The sequence below is a fragment of the Dorea sp. Marseille-P4042 genome, from assembly GCF_900290215.1.
Taxonomy (GTDB): Bacteria; Bacillota; Clostridia; order Lachnospirales; family Lachnospiraceae; genus Dorea; species Dorea formicigenerans.
Genome location: NZ_OLMI01000003.1, coordinates 323500 through 338752 on the forward strand (window position 1 = coordinate 323500; position 15253 = coordinate 338752).

The 15253-nt window shown below is 40.7% G+C and carries 15 protein-coding genes, 1 pseudogene and 1 riboswitch; of the genes and pseudogenes, 3 read left to right on the top strand and 13 right to left on the bottom strand.

Annotation, left to right across the window (positions count from 1 at the left end):
* Nucleotide 1 precedes the first annotated feature (1 nt).
* The 4 genes from C7E02_RS14965 to C7E02_RS14980 all read right to left on the bottom strand — a co-directional run bounded on the left by C7E02_RS14965 (nucleotide 2) and on the right by C7E02_RS14980 (nucleotide 3252).
* A complete protein-coding gene (locus C7E02_RS14965; RefSeq protein ID WP_005339454.1) occupies nucleotides 2-475 on the bottom strand; it encodes a complex I 24 kDa subunit family protein in 474 nt (157 codons plus the stop codon).
* 150 nt (nucleotides 476-625) lie between these two features.
* Nucleotides 626-1555 (bottom strand): LysR family transcriptional regulator, encoded by a 930-nt coding sequence (locus C7E02_RS14970; RefSeq protein ID WP_022278896.1) that lies wholly within the window; start codon nucleotides 1553-1555, stop codon nucleotides 626-628.
* A gap of 5 nt (nucleotides 1556-1560) precedes the next feature.
* Nucleotides 1561-2229, bottom strand: a complete 669-nt coding sequence (locus C7E02_RS14975) for a YoaK family protein (protein WP_022278897.1) — start codon at nucleotides 2227-2229, stop codon at nucleotides 1561-1563.
* A 96-nt stretch (nucleotides 2230-2325) separates the two neighbouring features.
* Nucleotides 2326-3252: a LysR family transcriptional regulator gene (locus tag C7E02_RS14980; protein WP_105310006.1), complete on the bottom strand. Its 927-nt coding sequence runs from the start codon at nucleotides 3250-3252 to the stop codon at nucleotides 2326-2328.
* Between the two features lie 135 nt (nucleotides 3253-3387).
* A riboswitch (ZMP/ZTP riboswitch) is annotated at nucleotides 3388-3471 on the top strand.
* A gap of 107 nt (nucleotides 3472-3578) precedes the next feature.
* On the opposite strand from C7E02_RS14980, the gene C7E02_RS14985 reads away from it, so the two are divergent.
* On the top strand, nucleotides 3579-5264 hold the full coding sequence (locus C7E02_RS14985; RefSeq protein WP_029731455.1) for a formate--tetrahydrofolate ligase: 1686 nt from the start codon (nucleotides 3579-3581) through the stop codon (nucleotides 5262-5264).
* 247 nt (nucleotides 5265-5511) lie between these two features.
* Here C7E02_RS14985 and C7E02_RS14990 read toward each other — a convergent pair whose 3' ends face one another.
* The 3 genes from C7E02_RS14990 to C7E02_RS15000 form a co-directional block, all read right to left on the bottom strand.
* Nucleotides 5512-6051, bottom strand: coding sequence for a nitroreductase family protein (locus C7E02_RS14990; RefSeq protein ID WP_105310007.1), 540 nt, complete (start codon nucleotides 6049-6051; stop codon nucleotides 5512-5514).
* A 181-nt stretch (nucleotides 6052-6232) separates the two neighbouring features.
* On the bottom strand, nucleotides 6233-7009 hold the full coding sequence (locus C7E02_RS14995) for a tRNA threonylcarbamoyladenosine dehydratase (protein WP_105310008.1): 777 nt from the start codon (nucleotides 7007-7009) through the stop codon (nucleotides 6233-6235).
* Nucleotides 7010-7118: 109 nt separating this feature from the next.
* Nucleotides 7119-8432 (bottom strand): Na+/H+ antiporter NhaC family protein, encoded by a 1314-nt coding sequence (locus tag C7E02_RS15000; RefSeq protein WP_105310009.1) that lies wholly within the window; start codon nucleotides 8430-8432, stop codon nucleotides 7119-7121.
* A gap of 185 nt (nucleotides 8433-8617) precedes the next feature.
* On the opposite strand from C7E02_RS15000, the gene C7E02_RS15005 reads away from it, so the two are divergent.
* Entirely contained in the window at nucleotides 8618-9403 is a 786-nt protein-coding gene (locus C7E02_RS15005) for a Uma2 family endonuclease (protein WP_105310010.1), read from the top strand.
* Between the two features lie 233 nt (nucleotides 9404-9636).
* Here C7E02_RS15005 and C7E02_RS15010 read toward each other — a convergent pair whose 3' ends face one another.
* Nucleotides 9637-10569, bottom strand: a complete 933-nt coding sequence (locus C7E02_RS15010) for an AEC family transporter (protein ID WP_105310011.1) — start codon at nucleotides 10567-10569, stop codon at nucleotides 9637-9639.
* A 60-nt stretch (nucleotides 10570-10629) separates the two neighbouring features.
* Nucleotides 10630-11391: a type I 3-dehydroquinate dehydratase gene (gene aroD, locus C7E02_RS15015; RefSeq protein ID WP_105310012.1), complete on the bottom strand. Its 762-nt coding sequence runs from the start codon at nucleotides 11389-11391 to the stop codon at nucleotides 10630-10632.
* 310 nt (nucleotides 11392-11701) lie between these two features.
* On the opposite strand from aroD, the gene C7E02_RS20530 reads away from it, so the two are divergent.
* The gene (locus C7E02_RS20530; RefSeq protein WP_334293808.1) at nucleotides 11702-11911 is read left to right on the top strand and encodes a DUF2798 domain-containing protein; all 210 of its coding nucleotides are present in this window, start codon (nucleotides 11702-11704) and stop codon (nucleotides 11909-11911) included.
* A 159-nt stretch (nucleotides 11912-12070) separates the two neighbouring features.
* Here C7E02_RS20530 and cobI read toward each other — a convergent pair whose 3' ends face one another.
* The 4 genes and pseudogenes from cobI to C7E02_RS15040 form a co-directional block, all read right to left on the bottom strand.
* A complete protein-coding gene (gene cobI / locus C7E02_RS15025) occupies nucleotides 12071-12769 on the bottom strand; it encodes a precorrin-2 C(20)-methyltransferase (protein ID WP_029731448.1) in 699 nt (232 codons plus the stop codon).
* A 143-nt stretch (nucleotides 12770-12912) separates the two neighbouring features.
* Nucleotides 12913-13839, bottom strand: coding sequence for an alpha/beta fold hydrolase (locus tag C7E02_RS15030; RefSeq protein WP_105310013.1), 927 nt, complete (start codon nucleotides 13837-13839; stop codon nucleotides 12913-12915).
* Nucleotides 13840-14016: 177 nt separating this feature from the next.
* Nucleotides 14017-15039 carry an RNA-guided endonuclease InsQ/TnpB family protein gene (locus C7E02_RS15035; RefSeq protein WP_105310014.1) on the bottom strand — a complete coding sequence of 341 codons (1023 nt, stop codon included), beginning with the start codon at nucleotides 15037-15039 and terminating at the stop codon, nucleotides 14017-14019.
* Nucleotides 14987-15166 (bottom strand): annotated as a pseudogene (locus C7E02_RS15040) (IS607 family transposase); the annotation flags it as partial. The gene C7E02_RS15035 and the pseudogene C7E02_RS15040, both read right to left, overlap by 53 nt.
* Nucleotides 15167-15253: the final 87 nt, after the last annotated feature.

Below are 15253 nucleotides of genomic sequence, written 5' to 3' on the forward strand. Positions count from 1 at the left end.
GTTATTCCTCCCGCAGTTTTTTGATTAATTCACTCATTTTTTCCGGTGTCATCTTACCATACACCTCGTCATTGATCATGACTGCCGGTGCAAGTCCGCATGCGCCAAGACAGGAAACGGTCTCTACTGTAAATAACTGATCATCTGTTGTGTGTTTATCTTTATTAAGCCCCAGCTCTTTATATAATCCTTCCAGTATCGGAATTGATTTACGCACATGACAGGCCGTACCATCACAGACTTTAATAACATATTTGCCCTTTGCTTCAAACGAGAAGTTCTCATAAAAACTTGCAACGCTGAAAGCCTTTGCTTCTGAAATGCCAATTTTTCCGGCCACATAACTTAATAATTCCGGTGGAAGATAGCGGTATTCCTCCTGAATATCCTGGATAATCGGAATCAGCGACCGCTCTTCACGCGTGTGACAGGCAATAATCTCATCTGTCTTCTCGTAATAAGATGCGTCTAACATAAAAAACCTCCTCATGAATCAAATTTATTCTATTTCTATTTTATCTCAATTTTTATTGCCATGAAAATATCAATAAAGCATGAGTGATATATACTTTTACATATATTTATTAGTTTCAAGTAACTTTAAAGATCAAAAAAAGAAGCCTCGCTATTTTGAGACTTCTATTGCTTCTTTCTTCAGCTGCCGGATAAACTCCCGTTCATCTTCACTCAGAAACTTTCTGCCCGGATATACCATAACATCTTTCATCCGCCGCTGCTGCCATTCTATCTTACGCTGTGCCAGTCCATTTCTTCGGAGAAGTTCTTCCGGAATCGGTGACACCCACATATAGGTTCCCGGTATATCTTTCAGAAGCATAAACTGATTGCCACGCTCATATACATGAATCCGTCTGTGTGCATTCTGATTCTCCGGCGTTTCCTTAATGTCCAGATACTCCCCGTTCGGCAGTCTGGAATCTCCGTGTATCAGCTCGATATAAGGTTCCAGATCTTCATATCCATTCAGTTTTTTCGTTGCCAGCGGATCATTCTCATTAACAACAAGACGATACTGGAAATCCATGATTTTTTCATATTCCAGACCTCTTAAATGAATAATGGAATAGTAATATTCTTCATATTTGTCTTCCATCCGGATCAGCGCAAGATTGTAATGCTTCTTTGTAAGATTGTCCAGCGCTTGGACAGAATTGCACTCCCGGATATGCAGTCTCAGCTCTTCTGCATCTCTCACCTGCTCTACATACTTTCCAAATGCATAAGATGCATAGCTGGCTCTTGGTATAGAAATTTTCATCTCTACATCAGTCCCTTTTTTATTTCCCTGGAATTTACGGTCCAACCCTTCAATTTCCTGAATGACCCGTCTCGCCTGCGCAATAAACTGCTGCCCTTCCCTGGTAGGAGCCATTCCCCTCGCTGTCCGCACGAAGAGCTGGATCTGATATTCCTCTTCCAGATTCCGGATTGCCTTACTGATGTTCGGCTGTGCAACATACAAACGCTTGGATGCCGCGCTCACCGAACCACACTGTGCAATTTCAATGATATATCTTAACTCTGTTATATTCATTTTTATCACTCATTCTCAAACATTAATAAAAAGCTTAGTCCCAGAAGAATACAGGAAATCCAGATCATATGGATTCCAAAATGTTCCGTTAGGTTGCCGCCAAGTCCTGCTCCGATTGCAAATAAAAAGATAATTCCAAAATAATAAGCGGCCTGCTTTAACTGCTCTGTTTTTTTATCCTGCAGATAATGAGAAAATGCTGCTGTTCCACTTCTTAAGTTGCCGATACACATGGTACTTGCATAGGAATAACCACCCATCTTCCGGAATGTCTGCACCTGCATCGCACAGGCAAAGGACACAAAAATCGTCGCTGTCATATTCAGACTGTGTGGAATAAATCCTACGACAAATAATATGACGATCTCTGCAAGCAGAATCCCCTGCCTCCAGTGAAGCCGTCTGGCATATTTATACCGCATCTGAATCTGATCTGCCACGAAAACTCCAAGAACAAATGCTATAAGAGGCAGCAAATATCGTACTCCGGCCTTCCAGTCTCCGGTCATAAAATGCTGACTCATCAATACTACGTTCCCTGTCTGTGCGTTGGAAAAAACTTCATTTCTCGTATTATATGTATAAGCGTCCTGAAAACCTCCTGATAACGCCAGAAATGCGCTGTTTATAAATGCCTCTGACATCTGCTTTCCCGAAAAATTCTTACCGACCATGCGTAACACCTCTACTCATCCTTTGTATTTTCAGTTTCCTATTATATAGATGCACATGTCAAAAGTCAATTTCACCGTTTTGCCGGTATATAAATTTTATATCAAGAATGCCTCGGCATTCTTCCAGCTGATATATTTTCGCAGAGCCTGAATATAAAATTCACTCATCCGGCTCCCACGAATTCTGTGGTGCGTCAGAATTCCAATCTCCATATCTCCTTCTTCTTTTAAAGGTACTGCCACAATATTAGCTCCGTTCAGTTCCTCATCAATGACTCCACTACACACCGTATATCCATTCAGTCCAATCAGTAAATTAAAAAGTGTCGCGCGGTCACGTACACGGATATTCTTCGCACGCTCTGTAGTACTGAATATTTCCTCTGAAAAGTAAAAAGAGTTGTGTTCTCCCTGCTCAAAAGACAGATATGGGTATGTCTTTAAATCTTCCATCGTTACAGATTCTTTTTTTGCCAACGGATTTGAAGTGCTGACGAAAATGTGTGGTCTGGCCGTAAATAAAGTCTCAAATTCCAGATCATTTGCCTTGATGATCTTCTTTAATACAGTCCGGTTAAAATCGTTCAGATACAAAATTCCAATCTCACTTCTCATCTTCGCCACATCATCGATGATCTCATATGTCTGTGTCTCTCGAAGAGAAAAATCATAATTGTCCCCGCCAAATTCTTTGATTAGGTCAACAAATGCATTGACTGCGAAAGAATAATGTTGTGTAGAGACACTAAATTCTTTCTTGCCTCCTGCCTGAAGCTTATAGCGCTCTTCCAAAAGTGATGCCTGCTCCAGCACCTGCCTTGCATATCCTAAAAATATCGCTCCATCCTTTGACACCTCGATTCCCTTATTCGTCCTGGCAAAAATGATAATTCCCATCTCTTGTTCCAGTTCTCTAATTGCCTTTGTGAGTCCTGGCTGAGAAACAAAAAGACGACGGGCTGCTTCGCTCATAGTGCCTGTCTCCGCAACGGTCGTCACATACCTTAACTGCTGTAATGTCATCACATGCCCTCCTGTCGTTGGTTTCTCAAAAATTTACTTTAAAATTGCCTAACTATTGTAACATTTTACCTTATAAATATCAACGAAGTTCATTTTTTCATTGACTTTTAGTTCCGGATACCATAAGATATTACTAAGCATTCTGATGACTGACGGATAATTGTGGAGTACCACAGAGGAATCAGAAGTCGTATTAAGCCGACCGTCTGGGCAGCATTTATCCTAACGATAGATGTTGTCCTTTTTTATTAATGCCAGGGGGATAAGCCATAGCCCATGCATGTACTTATCTAACGACGTGAGGCTTGCATTAAACCAGGGAGGAAATGAAGATGAAAACTGATATCGAGATCGCACAGGAGTGTACAATGGAACCAATCACTGCCATTGCAGAGAAAGCCGGAATCCCGGACGAATACTTAGAGCAATATGGCAAATACAAAGCAAAGATTGACTACAATTTCTTAAAGAAATCCCAGAACAAAGATGGCAAATTAATTCTTGTCACAGCAATCAACCCGACACCTGCCGGAGAAGGAAAGACAACCACAACTGTCGGACTTGCTGATGCAATGCAACGTCTGAATAAAAAGGTTATGGTCGCACTTCGTGAGCCTTCTCTTGGACCTGTATTCGGAATCAAAGGCGGTGCTGCCGGTGGCGGATATGCGCAGGTTGTACCAATGGAGGATATCAACCTTCACTTCACCGGTGACTTTCACGCAATTGGAGCTGCCAACAACTTATTAGCAGCCCTCATCGACAACCATATTTACCAGGGAAATGAATTAAATATCGACCCACGTAAAATTGTATGGAAACGCTGTGTTGACATGAATGACCGCCAGCTTCGTTTTGTAACAGACGGACTTGGTGGAAGAATCAATGGCGTACCAAGAGAGGACGGATATGACATCACTGTTGCTTCCGAAATCATGGCTGTTCTGTGTCTGTCTAAAGACATTACAGATTTGAAAGAAAGACTTGGCCGCATCATTGTTGGTTATACATATGGAAAGATTTCTGAGCAAAAACCAGTAACCGCTCACGACCTTCACGCAGAAGGAGCTATGTGCGCACTGTTAAAAGATGCTTTGAAGCCGAACCTTGTTCAGACACTGGAGCACACTCCAGCGATTATTCACGGTGGACCATTTGCAAATATCGCACACGGCTGTAACTCTGTAACAGCTACAAAGATGGCTCTGAACCTCGCTGATTACGCCATCACAGAAGCCGGATTTGGCGCTGATCTCGGTGCTGAGAAATTCCTGGATATCAAGTGCCGCATGGCTGGCTTGAAGCCAAATGCAGTTGTTATCGTAGCAACAGTACGCGCTCTGAAATACAACGGCGGCGTTGCAAAAGCGGATCTGAACCAAGAGAACTTAGAGGCTCTGGAAAAAGGTATCCCGAACCTGATGAAACATGTAAATAATATTAAAAATGTATACGGACTTCCTTGTGTTGTTGCAATCAATGCATTCCCAACAGACACAAAGGCTGAGCTTGATCTTGTAGAAGCAAAATGTAAAGAAGTTGGCGTCAACGTTGCTCTCTCTGAGGTATGGGCAAAAGGCGGCGAAGGTGGTCTTAAGCTGGCAGAAGAAGTGATCCGCTTATGTGATGAGCCAAATGACTTTCACTACTGCTATGAGGAGGATACAACGATTCAGGAGAAATTAGACCAGATCGTACAGAAAGTTTACGGTGGAAGAAAAGCTGTCCTGACACCTGCTGCCCAGAAACAGGCAAAACAGCTCTCTGACCTTGGATTTGAAAATGCTCCGATCTGTATGGCAAAGACTCAATACAGTTTAACAGATGATGCCACTAAACTCGGTGCACCGACAGATTTCGACGTTACTGTAAGAAACTTAAAGATTTCTGCAGGAGCCGGATTCATCGTAGCATTGACCGGAGATATCATGACCATGCCAGGACTTCCAAAAGTACCTGCTGCTGAAAGAATTGATGTCGACGCAGAAGGAAAGATTACAGGATTGTTCTAAAATTTCTGCATTCTTGCTGCGCCATTAATTAAAGAGGACATATGCAAACTCACCTAAAAAACGGTTCAGACAGTGCATATGTCCTCTTAATTATGCTCGTAAAATTGCAAAAAATTGACTATCGTTCGATACAGCCAGCCATATCTCTTATAATTTACGGCGACTTCAAGACTTCTCACTATATTTATCAATACAAAATTTTGTATTCTGTTCTTATATGTTATATCCGTTGAATCTAATATTTTCTTTAGAAGAATTTTGCGATTTCTTCTAATTCTTTTCTCTTTGGCATATTGGCTTCTTTTGCTTTGTAACCAACCGCGATGACTGCAACTACATTTTCTGTCTCAGGAATATGAAGCATCTCACGAATAGCTTCGCCGTCCCGAATTCCCATGACTAATGTGTCAAGCCCAAGCTCTGTTGCCTTGAGAAGCAGATTCTCATTCTGCAGTCCAAGATCATAGTATCCCCAGCCGTCTCCAGCTTCATTTACCGGATTTCCATCATTATCAAATCCAACGAGTCCTTTTACAAATGTTGCAACGATTAACGCGCCTGCACCTGCTGAATTTTTCTGATTGAATTCCGGCAGACATTTTTGACTGAATTCTGCAACCTTGTCCTCGGATAATACACAGTAATATCTGGAAGTCTGTGTATTTTTCCATGACGGTGCAAGACTTGCTGCCTTGATCAATGTCTCCACCTGCTCTTTCGTTACTTTCTTCTCAGCATCATAATGTCGGATGCTCCGTCTCGTTTCAAATGCTGTCTGTAATTCCATAAAAAGTACCTCGCTTTCTAAATATCTGTTTTATAACAACATTGTCATATAAAATGGAATATAAGTAATCCCATCTTGATATTTCAAGTCTTTAATCCAAAACTGTGTGGTCAGTCAGAAGATATTCCACTTCTGACTGACCACACAGTTCAAGTTTTTTTGTTATCTTCGATCGTCTTGTCTAGTTCAAATAAATTGCGCGCTCCTCTACAGTCAGATCCTTAATGACCTCTCCGGCAATGATTAATCCAACGACTGATGGTACAAATGCCACGCTTCCTGGAATGTCACGCCTCTCTGTACATTTGTGTTTTGCACCCGGAGGGCAAATGCAGTGATTTCTGCAGCTGATAGCCATATCCTCCAGTGGTCTCGTTGGCTTCTCCTCGGAATATACCACTTTCAATTTCTTCACGCCACGCTGTTTTAACTCACGGCGCATAACCTTCGCAAGTGGACACATCTTTGTCTTGTAAATGTCTGCCACACGAAATGCACTTGGATCAAGTTTATTACCAGCTCCCATACTGCTGATAATCGGCACTTTCATCTCTTTTGCTTTCATAACAAGTTCAATTTTGGCAGTCACCGTATCTACCGCATCAACCACGTAATCATACTGAGCAAACGGAAACTCCTCTGCATTCTCCGGAAGGAAAAAACATTTGTGAACATTTACTTCAATATCTGGGTTGATGTCCAACATTCTCTCCTTCATCACATCTGTTTTATACTGTCCAACAGTCTTTCTCGTAGCAATAATCTGACGGTTCAAATTCGTCAGGCACACCTTATCATCATCAATCAGATCAAAATGACCGACTCCGCTTCTTACAAGAGCCTCACACACATATCCACCGACTCCGCCAATACCAAACACTGCGACTCTGGAATTCTTTAATTTATCCATTGCTTCTTTTCCTAGCAATAACTGTGTTCTTGAAAACTGATTTAACATCTGTTGCAGTCTCCTTTTCTTACCATTTCAATAGGTTATCATTATATAAGAAATAAATGTCATTGTCAATTTTTTCAAAAGTTATTCGGCAAAATCAGTTTCTATCCACTTATGAAACTTTCTTCTGAGGAATTATAAAAATAAATATCAGCGAACTGACTAACAATAATTCCGGATAGAACAACTTCGGTATTACATCAAATGCTGAAAGTTCATGCCCCATCTCGTGAATTGCAGACAATGCCACCAACATCTGCGCACCATAAGGAATGACTCCCTGTGAAATACAGGAAAATGTGTCCAACAGTGATGCTGCTTTGCTGTGTGTAATTCCATATTCTTCAGACATCTCCACTGCAATTGGATTTGCCATGACAATAGCCACCGTGTTATTCGCCGTTGCGACATCCATTGCAGCTACTAAAAGCCCCATGCCAAACTGACCGCCCTTTCGTCCACGAAATATCCTGCGTATCACAGACAGCAGCGCCTCAAAGCCGCCATACTCGCGAATCAACGCACACAATGCTGCTACCAGTACCGCTACCATACAAGTCTCAAACATTCCGGAAATTCCAGATCCCATGCTGCTGATCAAATCCGCAAAACTTGTCTGTCCTGTCGCAAGCATAATTACAATTCCAGAGAAAATACCGATCAAAAGTACGAGAAATACATTGATCCCGATAATACCGCCAATCAGTACTAAAATATATGGAACCATCTGAATCAGATGATACTCATGGTTCACTGTCCCGCCAAGATCCGTACGCAATGACAATACAAGTATCAGACCTAACGTTACCAATGCTGCCGGAAATGCAATGCAGAAATTCTCCCGGAATTTATCCTTCATCGGACAGCCCTGTCCGTTGCACGCCGCAATCGTCGTGTCTGATATAAAAGAAAGATTGTCCCCAAACATAGCACCACCCATGACCGAACCGATGCAGAGCGCCAGATCAAATCCTGAAGCATCAGAAACTGCCGCTGCGATCGGGGCAATCAATGTAATTGTTCCGACTGAAGTTCCCATAGCTGTTGATACAAAACACGCAACTACAAATAACACCGCCACGGAAAACTTGGCCGGAATCAGTGAAAGCATGAAATATGCCACACTCTCTGCACTGCTTCTTCCCACAACTCCAACAAAACTCCCCGCCACAAGGAATATCAACAACATTGTAATAATATTCTTATCTGCCAGTCCCTGCGCCATGATGGACAATTTATCATCAAAACTGACTTCCCTGTTTTGAAAACAGGCCACTAAAATTGCCACCATAAATGCAAGTACAATTGGAATGTTGTAAAATCCCATCGGTATCTTCATCACGTATTCAAAAACAATTCCAAGCCCCAGATACAAAACCAAAAATACACCAATTGGCATAAGTGCCTTTGGATTACTCTTTTTCATAATTTCCCCAGTCCTCTCATCTTTTCTTTTTCACTATCATAGTCTATTCCATGCCTCCCAGTCAAGTTATTTCAATAGATTTTAACCGTTTACGGTTATTTTTTAATTTTCGGATATTTATCATTGACTTTCACCCGTTTTATAGATATACTAATTTTAACAAAATGTTTCAAGGAGGCGCTGTTATGGAGTCATTAGGGGAAGAATTCAAAGAAAGAAAAAAAGAACTTGGCATTACAACAGAACAGCTTTCCAGACTTTCCGGCATACCGATAGGTACCATCAACAAGATTCTGAATGGCGAGACAAAATCTCCACGCTATGCAACACTGAAAGCACTGAATGATGTCCTTTTTAGAGATATCGATTCCGGTATTGCTGGAATCAGAGAGGCCGCTGTAGCCTATACTTTTTCTTCCGATAAGAAACAGGGCGAATACACTCTGGACGACTACTATGCCCTCCCAGACGATGTTCGTGCTGAACTCATCGACGGGCATCTGATCTTTCTGGAAGCACCTCGCTCTGTACACCAGGAACTGATCAGTGAACTGCTTTTCGAGCTTAAGCTATATATCCGCAATAACAAAGGTACATGTAAAGTCCTTCCTGCCCCGCTTGATGTGCAGCTCGACTGCGATAACCGCACAATGATCCAGCCGGATATCTCCGTAATCTGCCAGCTTGACCGGCTTGTGGAAAAAGGCGTCTACGGCGCACCGGATTTTTGTATTGAAATTGTGTCTCTTTCCAGCCGCAGCCGCGATTACATAAAAAAAGTTTCTAAATATCAGATCGCCGGTGTCCGGGAATACTGGATCGTAGATCCGAAACGTGAGACTGTACTGTGCTATTTCTTCGAAGGAGAAGATTATCCCCAGATGTATACATTTGATGATATTATCCCTGTTATGATTTATGATGGAAAACTGGAGATTAATTTTGCTGATATAAAAGACAGATTGATCTAAGCATACAGCAGCGTACGCCACAGCATACACTTTCTCGAAGATAATATATTACTTCATAGGGAAACATTTTTAAGTAGTTGCTTTATTCAGGAATAAAATAAAAAACACATTTTTTAGGTACTCTTTCTTTCACTGGTTCACTCGCCTTTCCTAAATCCATGTTTTACAGTGACAATTTAAAATACCCAAAAAATGTGTTTGAAATATCTCTGAAATGTGTTCAAAACATGAAATCAAATAATTTTCTCATATAGTAATACCATAATCGGCATCGTCACAATCGCAAGTAACGTTGTCATAACATTAATTGCACTACTATATTTTGAATTCCCGCCGTATACCTGGCACATCTGTGTAATAGTTGATGCTGACGGCGTAATAACAGCAAGGAATATAACAAGCAGAATTTTCTCACCTTGTGGATGCCATGTAACCAGACCACTGATTTTCAGAATAATCAGTGCCAGCACCGGCACAAGCAACAATCTTAGAAATGTAACTGCGTATACTCTTCGATTTGTAAATATATCCCGAAGGTTCATACCGGCAATCAACATACCGGTCACAATCATACTTACCGGCCCAATCGTGCTTCCCACTGCACGAAGTGTATCGTCTATAATCACCGGCAAATGAATCTTCAGCAAAAACAAAACCGCTCCTATGAAAATTGCAATCATATTGATGTTAAGCACAATCTTTCTCCAGTCAATCCTATCCCCTGAACTGATAATATATTTTCCATGTGTCCACATAAAAATCAACTGCACAGCCATGAATACACACCCGTATACGACCCACTCGTCCCCCAGTACATAAGTCACAATCGGTACAATCAGATTTCCGGAATTAGAGTAGTATATAGAAGCGACCTCCACTTCATCCAGATGAAATGTTTTTCCCATAATCCATACTGCTATCAATAATAAGACTTGCAAAACTACCGAAGCAACCAGCGCAAGAAACATACCTTGTACTTTATCCGGCGTATAATCTATCTGAAATGCATTGATCATAACACACGGAATCACAATATATAAGACAATTTTCGACAAAATTTTGCTGTCATCGTCCGTTACAAGTCCCAGCTTCACTATCACATATCCCATGAGAATCATGAGAAATAATTCGGCAATCTGTTCTGCAAGCAATACACTAATCTGCATAATCGAATTCAAGTCCTTTCTTATCAAGTCTATGCTTTAACCAAAAATAATTCATACTTATTATAAACTCTTGTGTATGATTCCAAGTACCGTTCTTAATTCTTCCACATCAATCTGTCCTGGTGCAGATACTTTTCCCGCCGCACCAAATGTAAGTGCTGAGCCAAAGACTTCCCCACACATGCGGCTTACTATCCCGGTTCCTGCCATAGACATTGTAATAACCGGGCGGTCTGCATAGCATCGTCTCATTTCTTCCGTAGCAGACAAAAGTGTCAGAACATCTTCTGTGCTCTGCGGCATCACCGCAATCTTTGGAATATCAGCTCCAAGTTCCTGCATTTTTCGCATACGTGAAATTAATTCTGCCTTCGGAGGTGTCTTCCTAAAATCATGATTAGAAGCAATCACCTTTACTCCACATTCATGCGACGTTTTTACAACTTTTTCCACATATGTATCCCCGATAAATGCTTCTACATCCACAAGGTCCACATACCCGCTTTTCGCAATTTTTTCATTCAGCTCTACATATTCATCTGGTTCTATCGCGCGCTCGCCACCTTCCTTCGCGGTACGAAATGTAAAAAGAATCGGTGTCTCTCCAAGAATATCTCTCAACTGCTTCGCAGCATTTTCCACACTTTCGTAATGATTCACTTCCTCGAACCAGTCCACACGCCACTCCACTACATCTGCTCCTATCTCACAGATATGCTTCGCCTGATTCAAAATCTCATCTATCGTCTTACCAACAATCGGTACACAGATTTTCGGAATAGCCTCACCGATTGCAACATTTCTTACTACTACAGGTTTCATAATCTAGTCCTTCCAGCTCATATTTGCCTCCAGTATATCACAAATATAAAAAAAGGGACACCGTTAATCACTAATGGGGACGTAGTACTTTGACGTTTTGCCACGTTTTGCTACGTCCCCTGTTTATTTTTTAACACTTGCAATTTTTCATTTTTTTGCTATACTCTATAACTGTACGAAATTTTATATAGAACTATGGTATAATTGGAAACGACACAAGTGTATGCTTGATAACGAACAACACAAGTGTCTTTTTTGTACTCTTTTTTAACTAATTACACTTGCGATTTCAGCTATGATCATCTGCATTATGTGTCCAGTCATGAGTCTGATTGCAACTGTACTTTTCAAAAATGCTGGTTCAAACATTATTTCGACATGGTTCCAGACCACGTTTTTCAATTTTCCTGTTGCATTTTTCTGGCAGATATTCTACTGCGGACCATGTATCCGTTTTATCTTTGGAAAAATGTTTTCAAATAAAGAGAATGCAGTAGCGAAAAATGTTGTAACAGAATAATTTTTACTAAGTAATCTTTTATCGTATGCCCGGCAGCTAGAAAAGGTCAGTCTGCTGAATCTTTTTATCATATGCCTGTTATCAAAAAAGCGGGTAGTTGGTTAATCATGTTATAATTAACCTCTACTCGCTTTTATGTTCTCTCACCGTTGCTTTTCTTTAACTGTTTTTATCAATTTCCTCTTTCACCAGCAATGTCGTATAGTACGTCGCCTTCTCCGGCATTTCTTCTACACTGTGATAGATTTTTTCTTCTTCCATGCCACAATTTTCAATCATCCATGCCTCCTGCCCCTGTTCTTTCAGAACTTTCTTCACATCCGACAATTTTGAAGCTGCCTTCATAAGAATCTTATTTCCCGGAAGTTTCAACGCCTCTTGGATATCATAGTTAGATGGAATAATATGAAGCTGCTCGGATCGGTCTGCAAGGCTGTCTCCCAGTTTGGCTGCAACTGCACAAAATGATGGAACTCCATTAATAATCTCTGCATCATATCCGCACTTTTTTACAATACGCTGGATATAAATATAAGTGGAATAAACCGTTGGATCTCCAAGTGTCAAGTATGCCACATTTTTACCTTCATCCAGTTTCTTTATGATTTCTTCTGATACTTTTTGATAATTCTTTTCTAAAATTTTCCGGTCTTTCGTCATCGGTGAAGACAGTCCCAGACATTCTTTCTGATCCATATTCTTCACAATTCCAGATGCAATTTTATAACTGATTGCATGTTCTTTTCCATCAGCAGGCACTGCGATTACCGGACAATTCTGAATCGTCTCCACTGCCAAGTACGTCATTAACTTCGGATCTCCCGGACCGACACCGACACCATATAATTTTCCACTCATTTTTTATAATTCCTCATTCATATTTTTATTCCCACCTAATTCTAGGTCCAATCAGGGACACCCTGATTCTCAAAAAGGACGCCGCAAAATACAATTGGGACGTAGCATTTTAACATTTTACTACGTCCCCACCCTATTCATTTTTAACTTAATATTCCATCCATGAATGCGATAATTCCTGCCTCGACTTCATTTTTTATCTCTGCGTAATTATGGATTTCATGACGATATCCGGAATATAGTTTTGTTGTTACTGTATGGCCGGTCTGTATCAGCCAGTTACTTACCTGGTAGACGCCGACTCCGTATTCGCCGACTGGATCCTGGTCTCCTGCGATGTTGTAAATTGGCAGGTCAATTGGAACTTTATCTGCCCACTTGGTTCCTTCGATCTGTTCCATCATTTGTATAAAATCATAGATTGAACGGTTACTGGTTGGTCTTGTAAATGCGTCAAATGGGTCTTCTGCATGGTCGCGTTGTACATAAGGATCTGCGCAGATCCACTCATTTCCGATACTGATCTCGCCGCACCGCTCGCACATCCAGCCCATCAGTTCCCCTGCAAATTCTGGATTAGATTCCTCGCCGTGTCCGGCATCAATTACTTCTTTCAGCTTTTCTCCCACTTCTTTTGCTCCGCGGAAGATTCCGGTTGTACCGCAAATAGTAGCTCCTGTCAGTTCATCTCCATATTTTGCAATGAAATCTCTTGTTATAAAGGATCCCATGCTGTGGCCAAATAAAAAATATGGCAAGTCCGGATATTTTCCACACACAATTTCTTTTAATGTATGCTCATCTTCCATCATGGTATGCGGACCTTTATCTCCCCAGTCGCCCCATACCTCATTGACCATAGCTGTCTTTCCATGACCGACATGGTCGTCTGCTGCCACAATATACCCTGCATCTAAAAACGCAGAAATCATATGTAGATAACGTCTGGAATGTTCGCCGAATCCATGAATCACCTGAACGATTCCCTTCGGCTTACAAGCCGGAACATAAATCCACCCTTGAACCTGATCGCGTCCGTTAAAAGACGCAAATGATACTTCATGTAACATAACGACATACCGTTACTGAAAACTTATGAAAAGTTATAAACTTCTATGTTTCATTCCTACTTCAACGAGTATGCTTTTGATGATATAAATATCTATCTACTCACAAGTTCTTGTACTCTCCATAGACGTAAATTCCGGACTAACGTATCCGTATATATTCGCATTAACGTTTCAGTGTCAGCTTGCAAATCGTTCTCCATAAGCCTTAAGATTTATAGATGCCTGGAAATCTCTGTCAATTATATTCCCACACGCACATCTATATACCCTGTCAGATAATTTCAAATCTTTTTTGATGTTTCCACAACAGCTGCAAAGCTTTGATGATGGATAAAACCGATCCGCCACAATAAGCTGGATCCCTTTATCACCGCATTTGTGTTCAAGCTGTTTTCTAAACCAAAAAAATCCTTGTTCCTGAACTGCTTTAGATAAATGTCTATTTTCCATCATTCCGCTGACATTCAGATCTTCAATACAGATAAATCTTGGTTTTCGATTTACGATTTCAGATATGGTCTGATTCAAATAGTTTTTACGGATGTTTGTTAATCTGTGATTTCGTTTTAATAAAAGTTTTTCCTTTTTGATTACATTATTGGTTTTGCAGTAACTTTCCCCTTTCTTATTCTTCTCGTAAGAACGAGAGATACTACGCTGTAATCTGCGTTTCTGTTTTTCTAGTTTCTTTACTTTCAATCCGTCAAAGGATATTCTCGGATTCATATATTTAACATCTGTTGGAATACGTCCATGTTCTGCAAGTCTTACCCAATTCATTTTCTGCTTATTTGCTTTCCTGCTGGAAGAAAAGCCTTCAAACTTAACGTGGGTATTACTGAATTGTATCTTAACGTTGTCCTGATAGAACTTCGGCATTGATCTCTTTTTAGACTTGAATCTTGGGAATTTTTGCAAGCCCTTGAAAAAGTTCTTATACGCAGTACAGGCATCTTTGATTGCCTGTTTGGTTACATTATTTGAAATATTCAGCAGCCATGCGTATTCCTCAGAATGTCTGAGCTTTGTAAATTCTTTTCTGAGTTCTGAATCTGAAATGAATTTGCCACCTTTTTCATAATTTTCTTTTTCCCTGGCCAAAGCCCAGTTATAAGCAAATCTTGAAGCACCTGCGTACTGAAACATCTTAGTTTTCTGTACGTTGTTTGGTATCAGCATTACTTTTATGGCTTTTACCATCTGTTTCCTCCTGTATCAATTCCCGGATAAGTTTCTTAGCTTTGTTCGCTCGTTTTTCTTGTAATTTGCAGCTGAATACTGTGATTATTTGAACCAGATCTTCAACAAGTTCCTGCTGTTCAGATTTTCAGTATTATCAATATTTCCATTTGCATCCCAATTTCGTAATGTTTGAGCAGATACGCCTATAATTTTTGAGATTTCAGGACTTGCT

Bases quoted from the DNA above. Each gene is read 5' to 3' on its own strand.
- C7E02_RS14965 (WP_005339454.1), bottom strand. From the start codon at position 475: ATGTTAGACGCATCTTATTACGAGAAGACAGATGAGATTATTGCCTGT.
- C7E02_RS14970 (WP_022278896.1), bottom strand. From the start codon at position 1,555: ATGAATATAACAGAGTTAAGATATATCATTGAAATTGCACAGTGTGGT.
- C7E02_RS14975 (WP_022278897.1), bottom strand. From the start codon at position 2,229: ATGGTCGGTAAGAATTTTTCGGGAAAGCAGATGTCAGAGGCATTTATA.
- C7E02_RS14980 (WP_105310006.1), bottom strand. From the start codon at position 3,252: ATGACATTACAGCAGTTAAGGTATGTGACGACCGTTGCGGAGACAGGC.
- C7E02_RS14985 (WP_029731455.1), top strand. From the start codon at position 3,579: ATGAAGATGAAAACTGATATCGAGATCGCACAGGAGTGTACAATGGAA.
- C7E02_RS14990 (WP_105310007.1), bottom strand. From the start codon at position 6,051: ATGGAATTACAGACAGCATTTGAAACGAGACGGAGCATCCGACATTAT.
- C7E02_RS14995 (WP_105310008.1), bottom strand. From the start codon at position 7,009: ATGTTAAATCAGTTTTCAAGAACACAGTTATTGCTAGGAAAAGAAGCA.
- C7E02_RS15000 (WP_105310009.1), bottom strand. From the start codon at position 8,432: ATGAAAAAGAGTAATCCAAAGGCACTTATGCCAATTGGTGTATTTTTG.
- C7E02_RS15005 (WP_105310010.1), top strand. From the start codon at position 8,618: ATGGAGTCATTAGGGGAAGAATTCAAAGAAAGAAAAAAAGAACTTGGC.
- C7E02_RS15010 (WP_105310011.1), bottom strand. From the start codon at position 10,569: ATGCAGATTAGTGTATTGCTTGCAGAACAGATTGCCGAATTATTTCTC.
- aroD (WP_105310012.1), bottom strand. From the start codon at position 11,391: ATGAAACCTGTAGTAGTAAGAAATGTTGCAATCGGTGAGGCTATTCCG.
- C7E02_RS20530 (WP_334293808.1), top strand. From the start codon at position 11,702: ATGTGTCCAGTCATGAGTCTGATTGCAACTGTACTTTTCAAAAATGCT.
- cobI (WP_029731448.1), bottom strand. From the start codon at position 12,769: ATGAGTGGAAAATTATATGGTGTCGGTGTCGGTCCGGGAGATCCGAAG.
- C7E02_RS15030 (WP_105310013.1), bottom strand. From the start codon at position 13,839: ATGTTACATGAAGTATCATTTGCGTCTTTTAACGGACGCGATCAGGTT.
- C7E02_RS15035 (WP_105310014.1), bottom strand. From the start codon at position 15,039: ATGGTAAAAGCCATAAAAGTAATGCTGATACCAAACAACGTACAGAAA.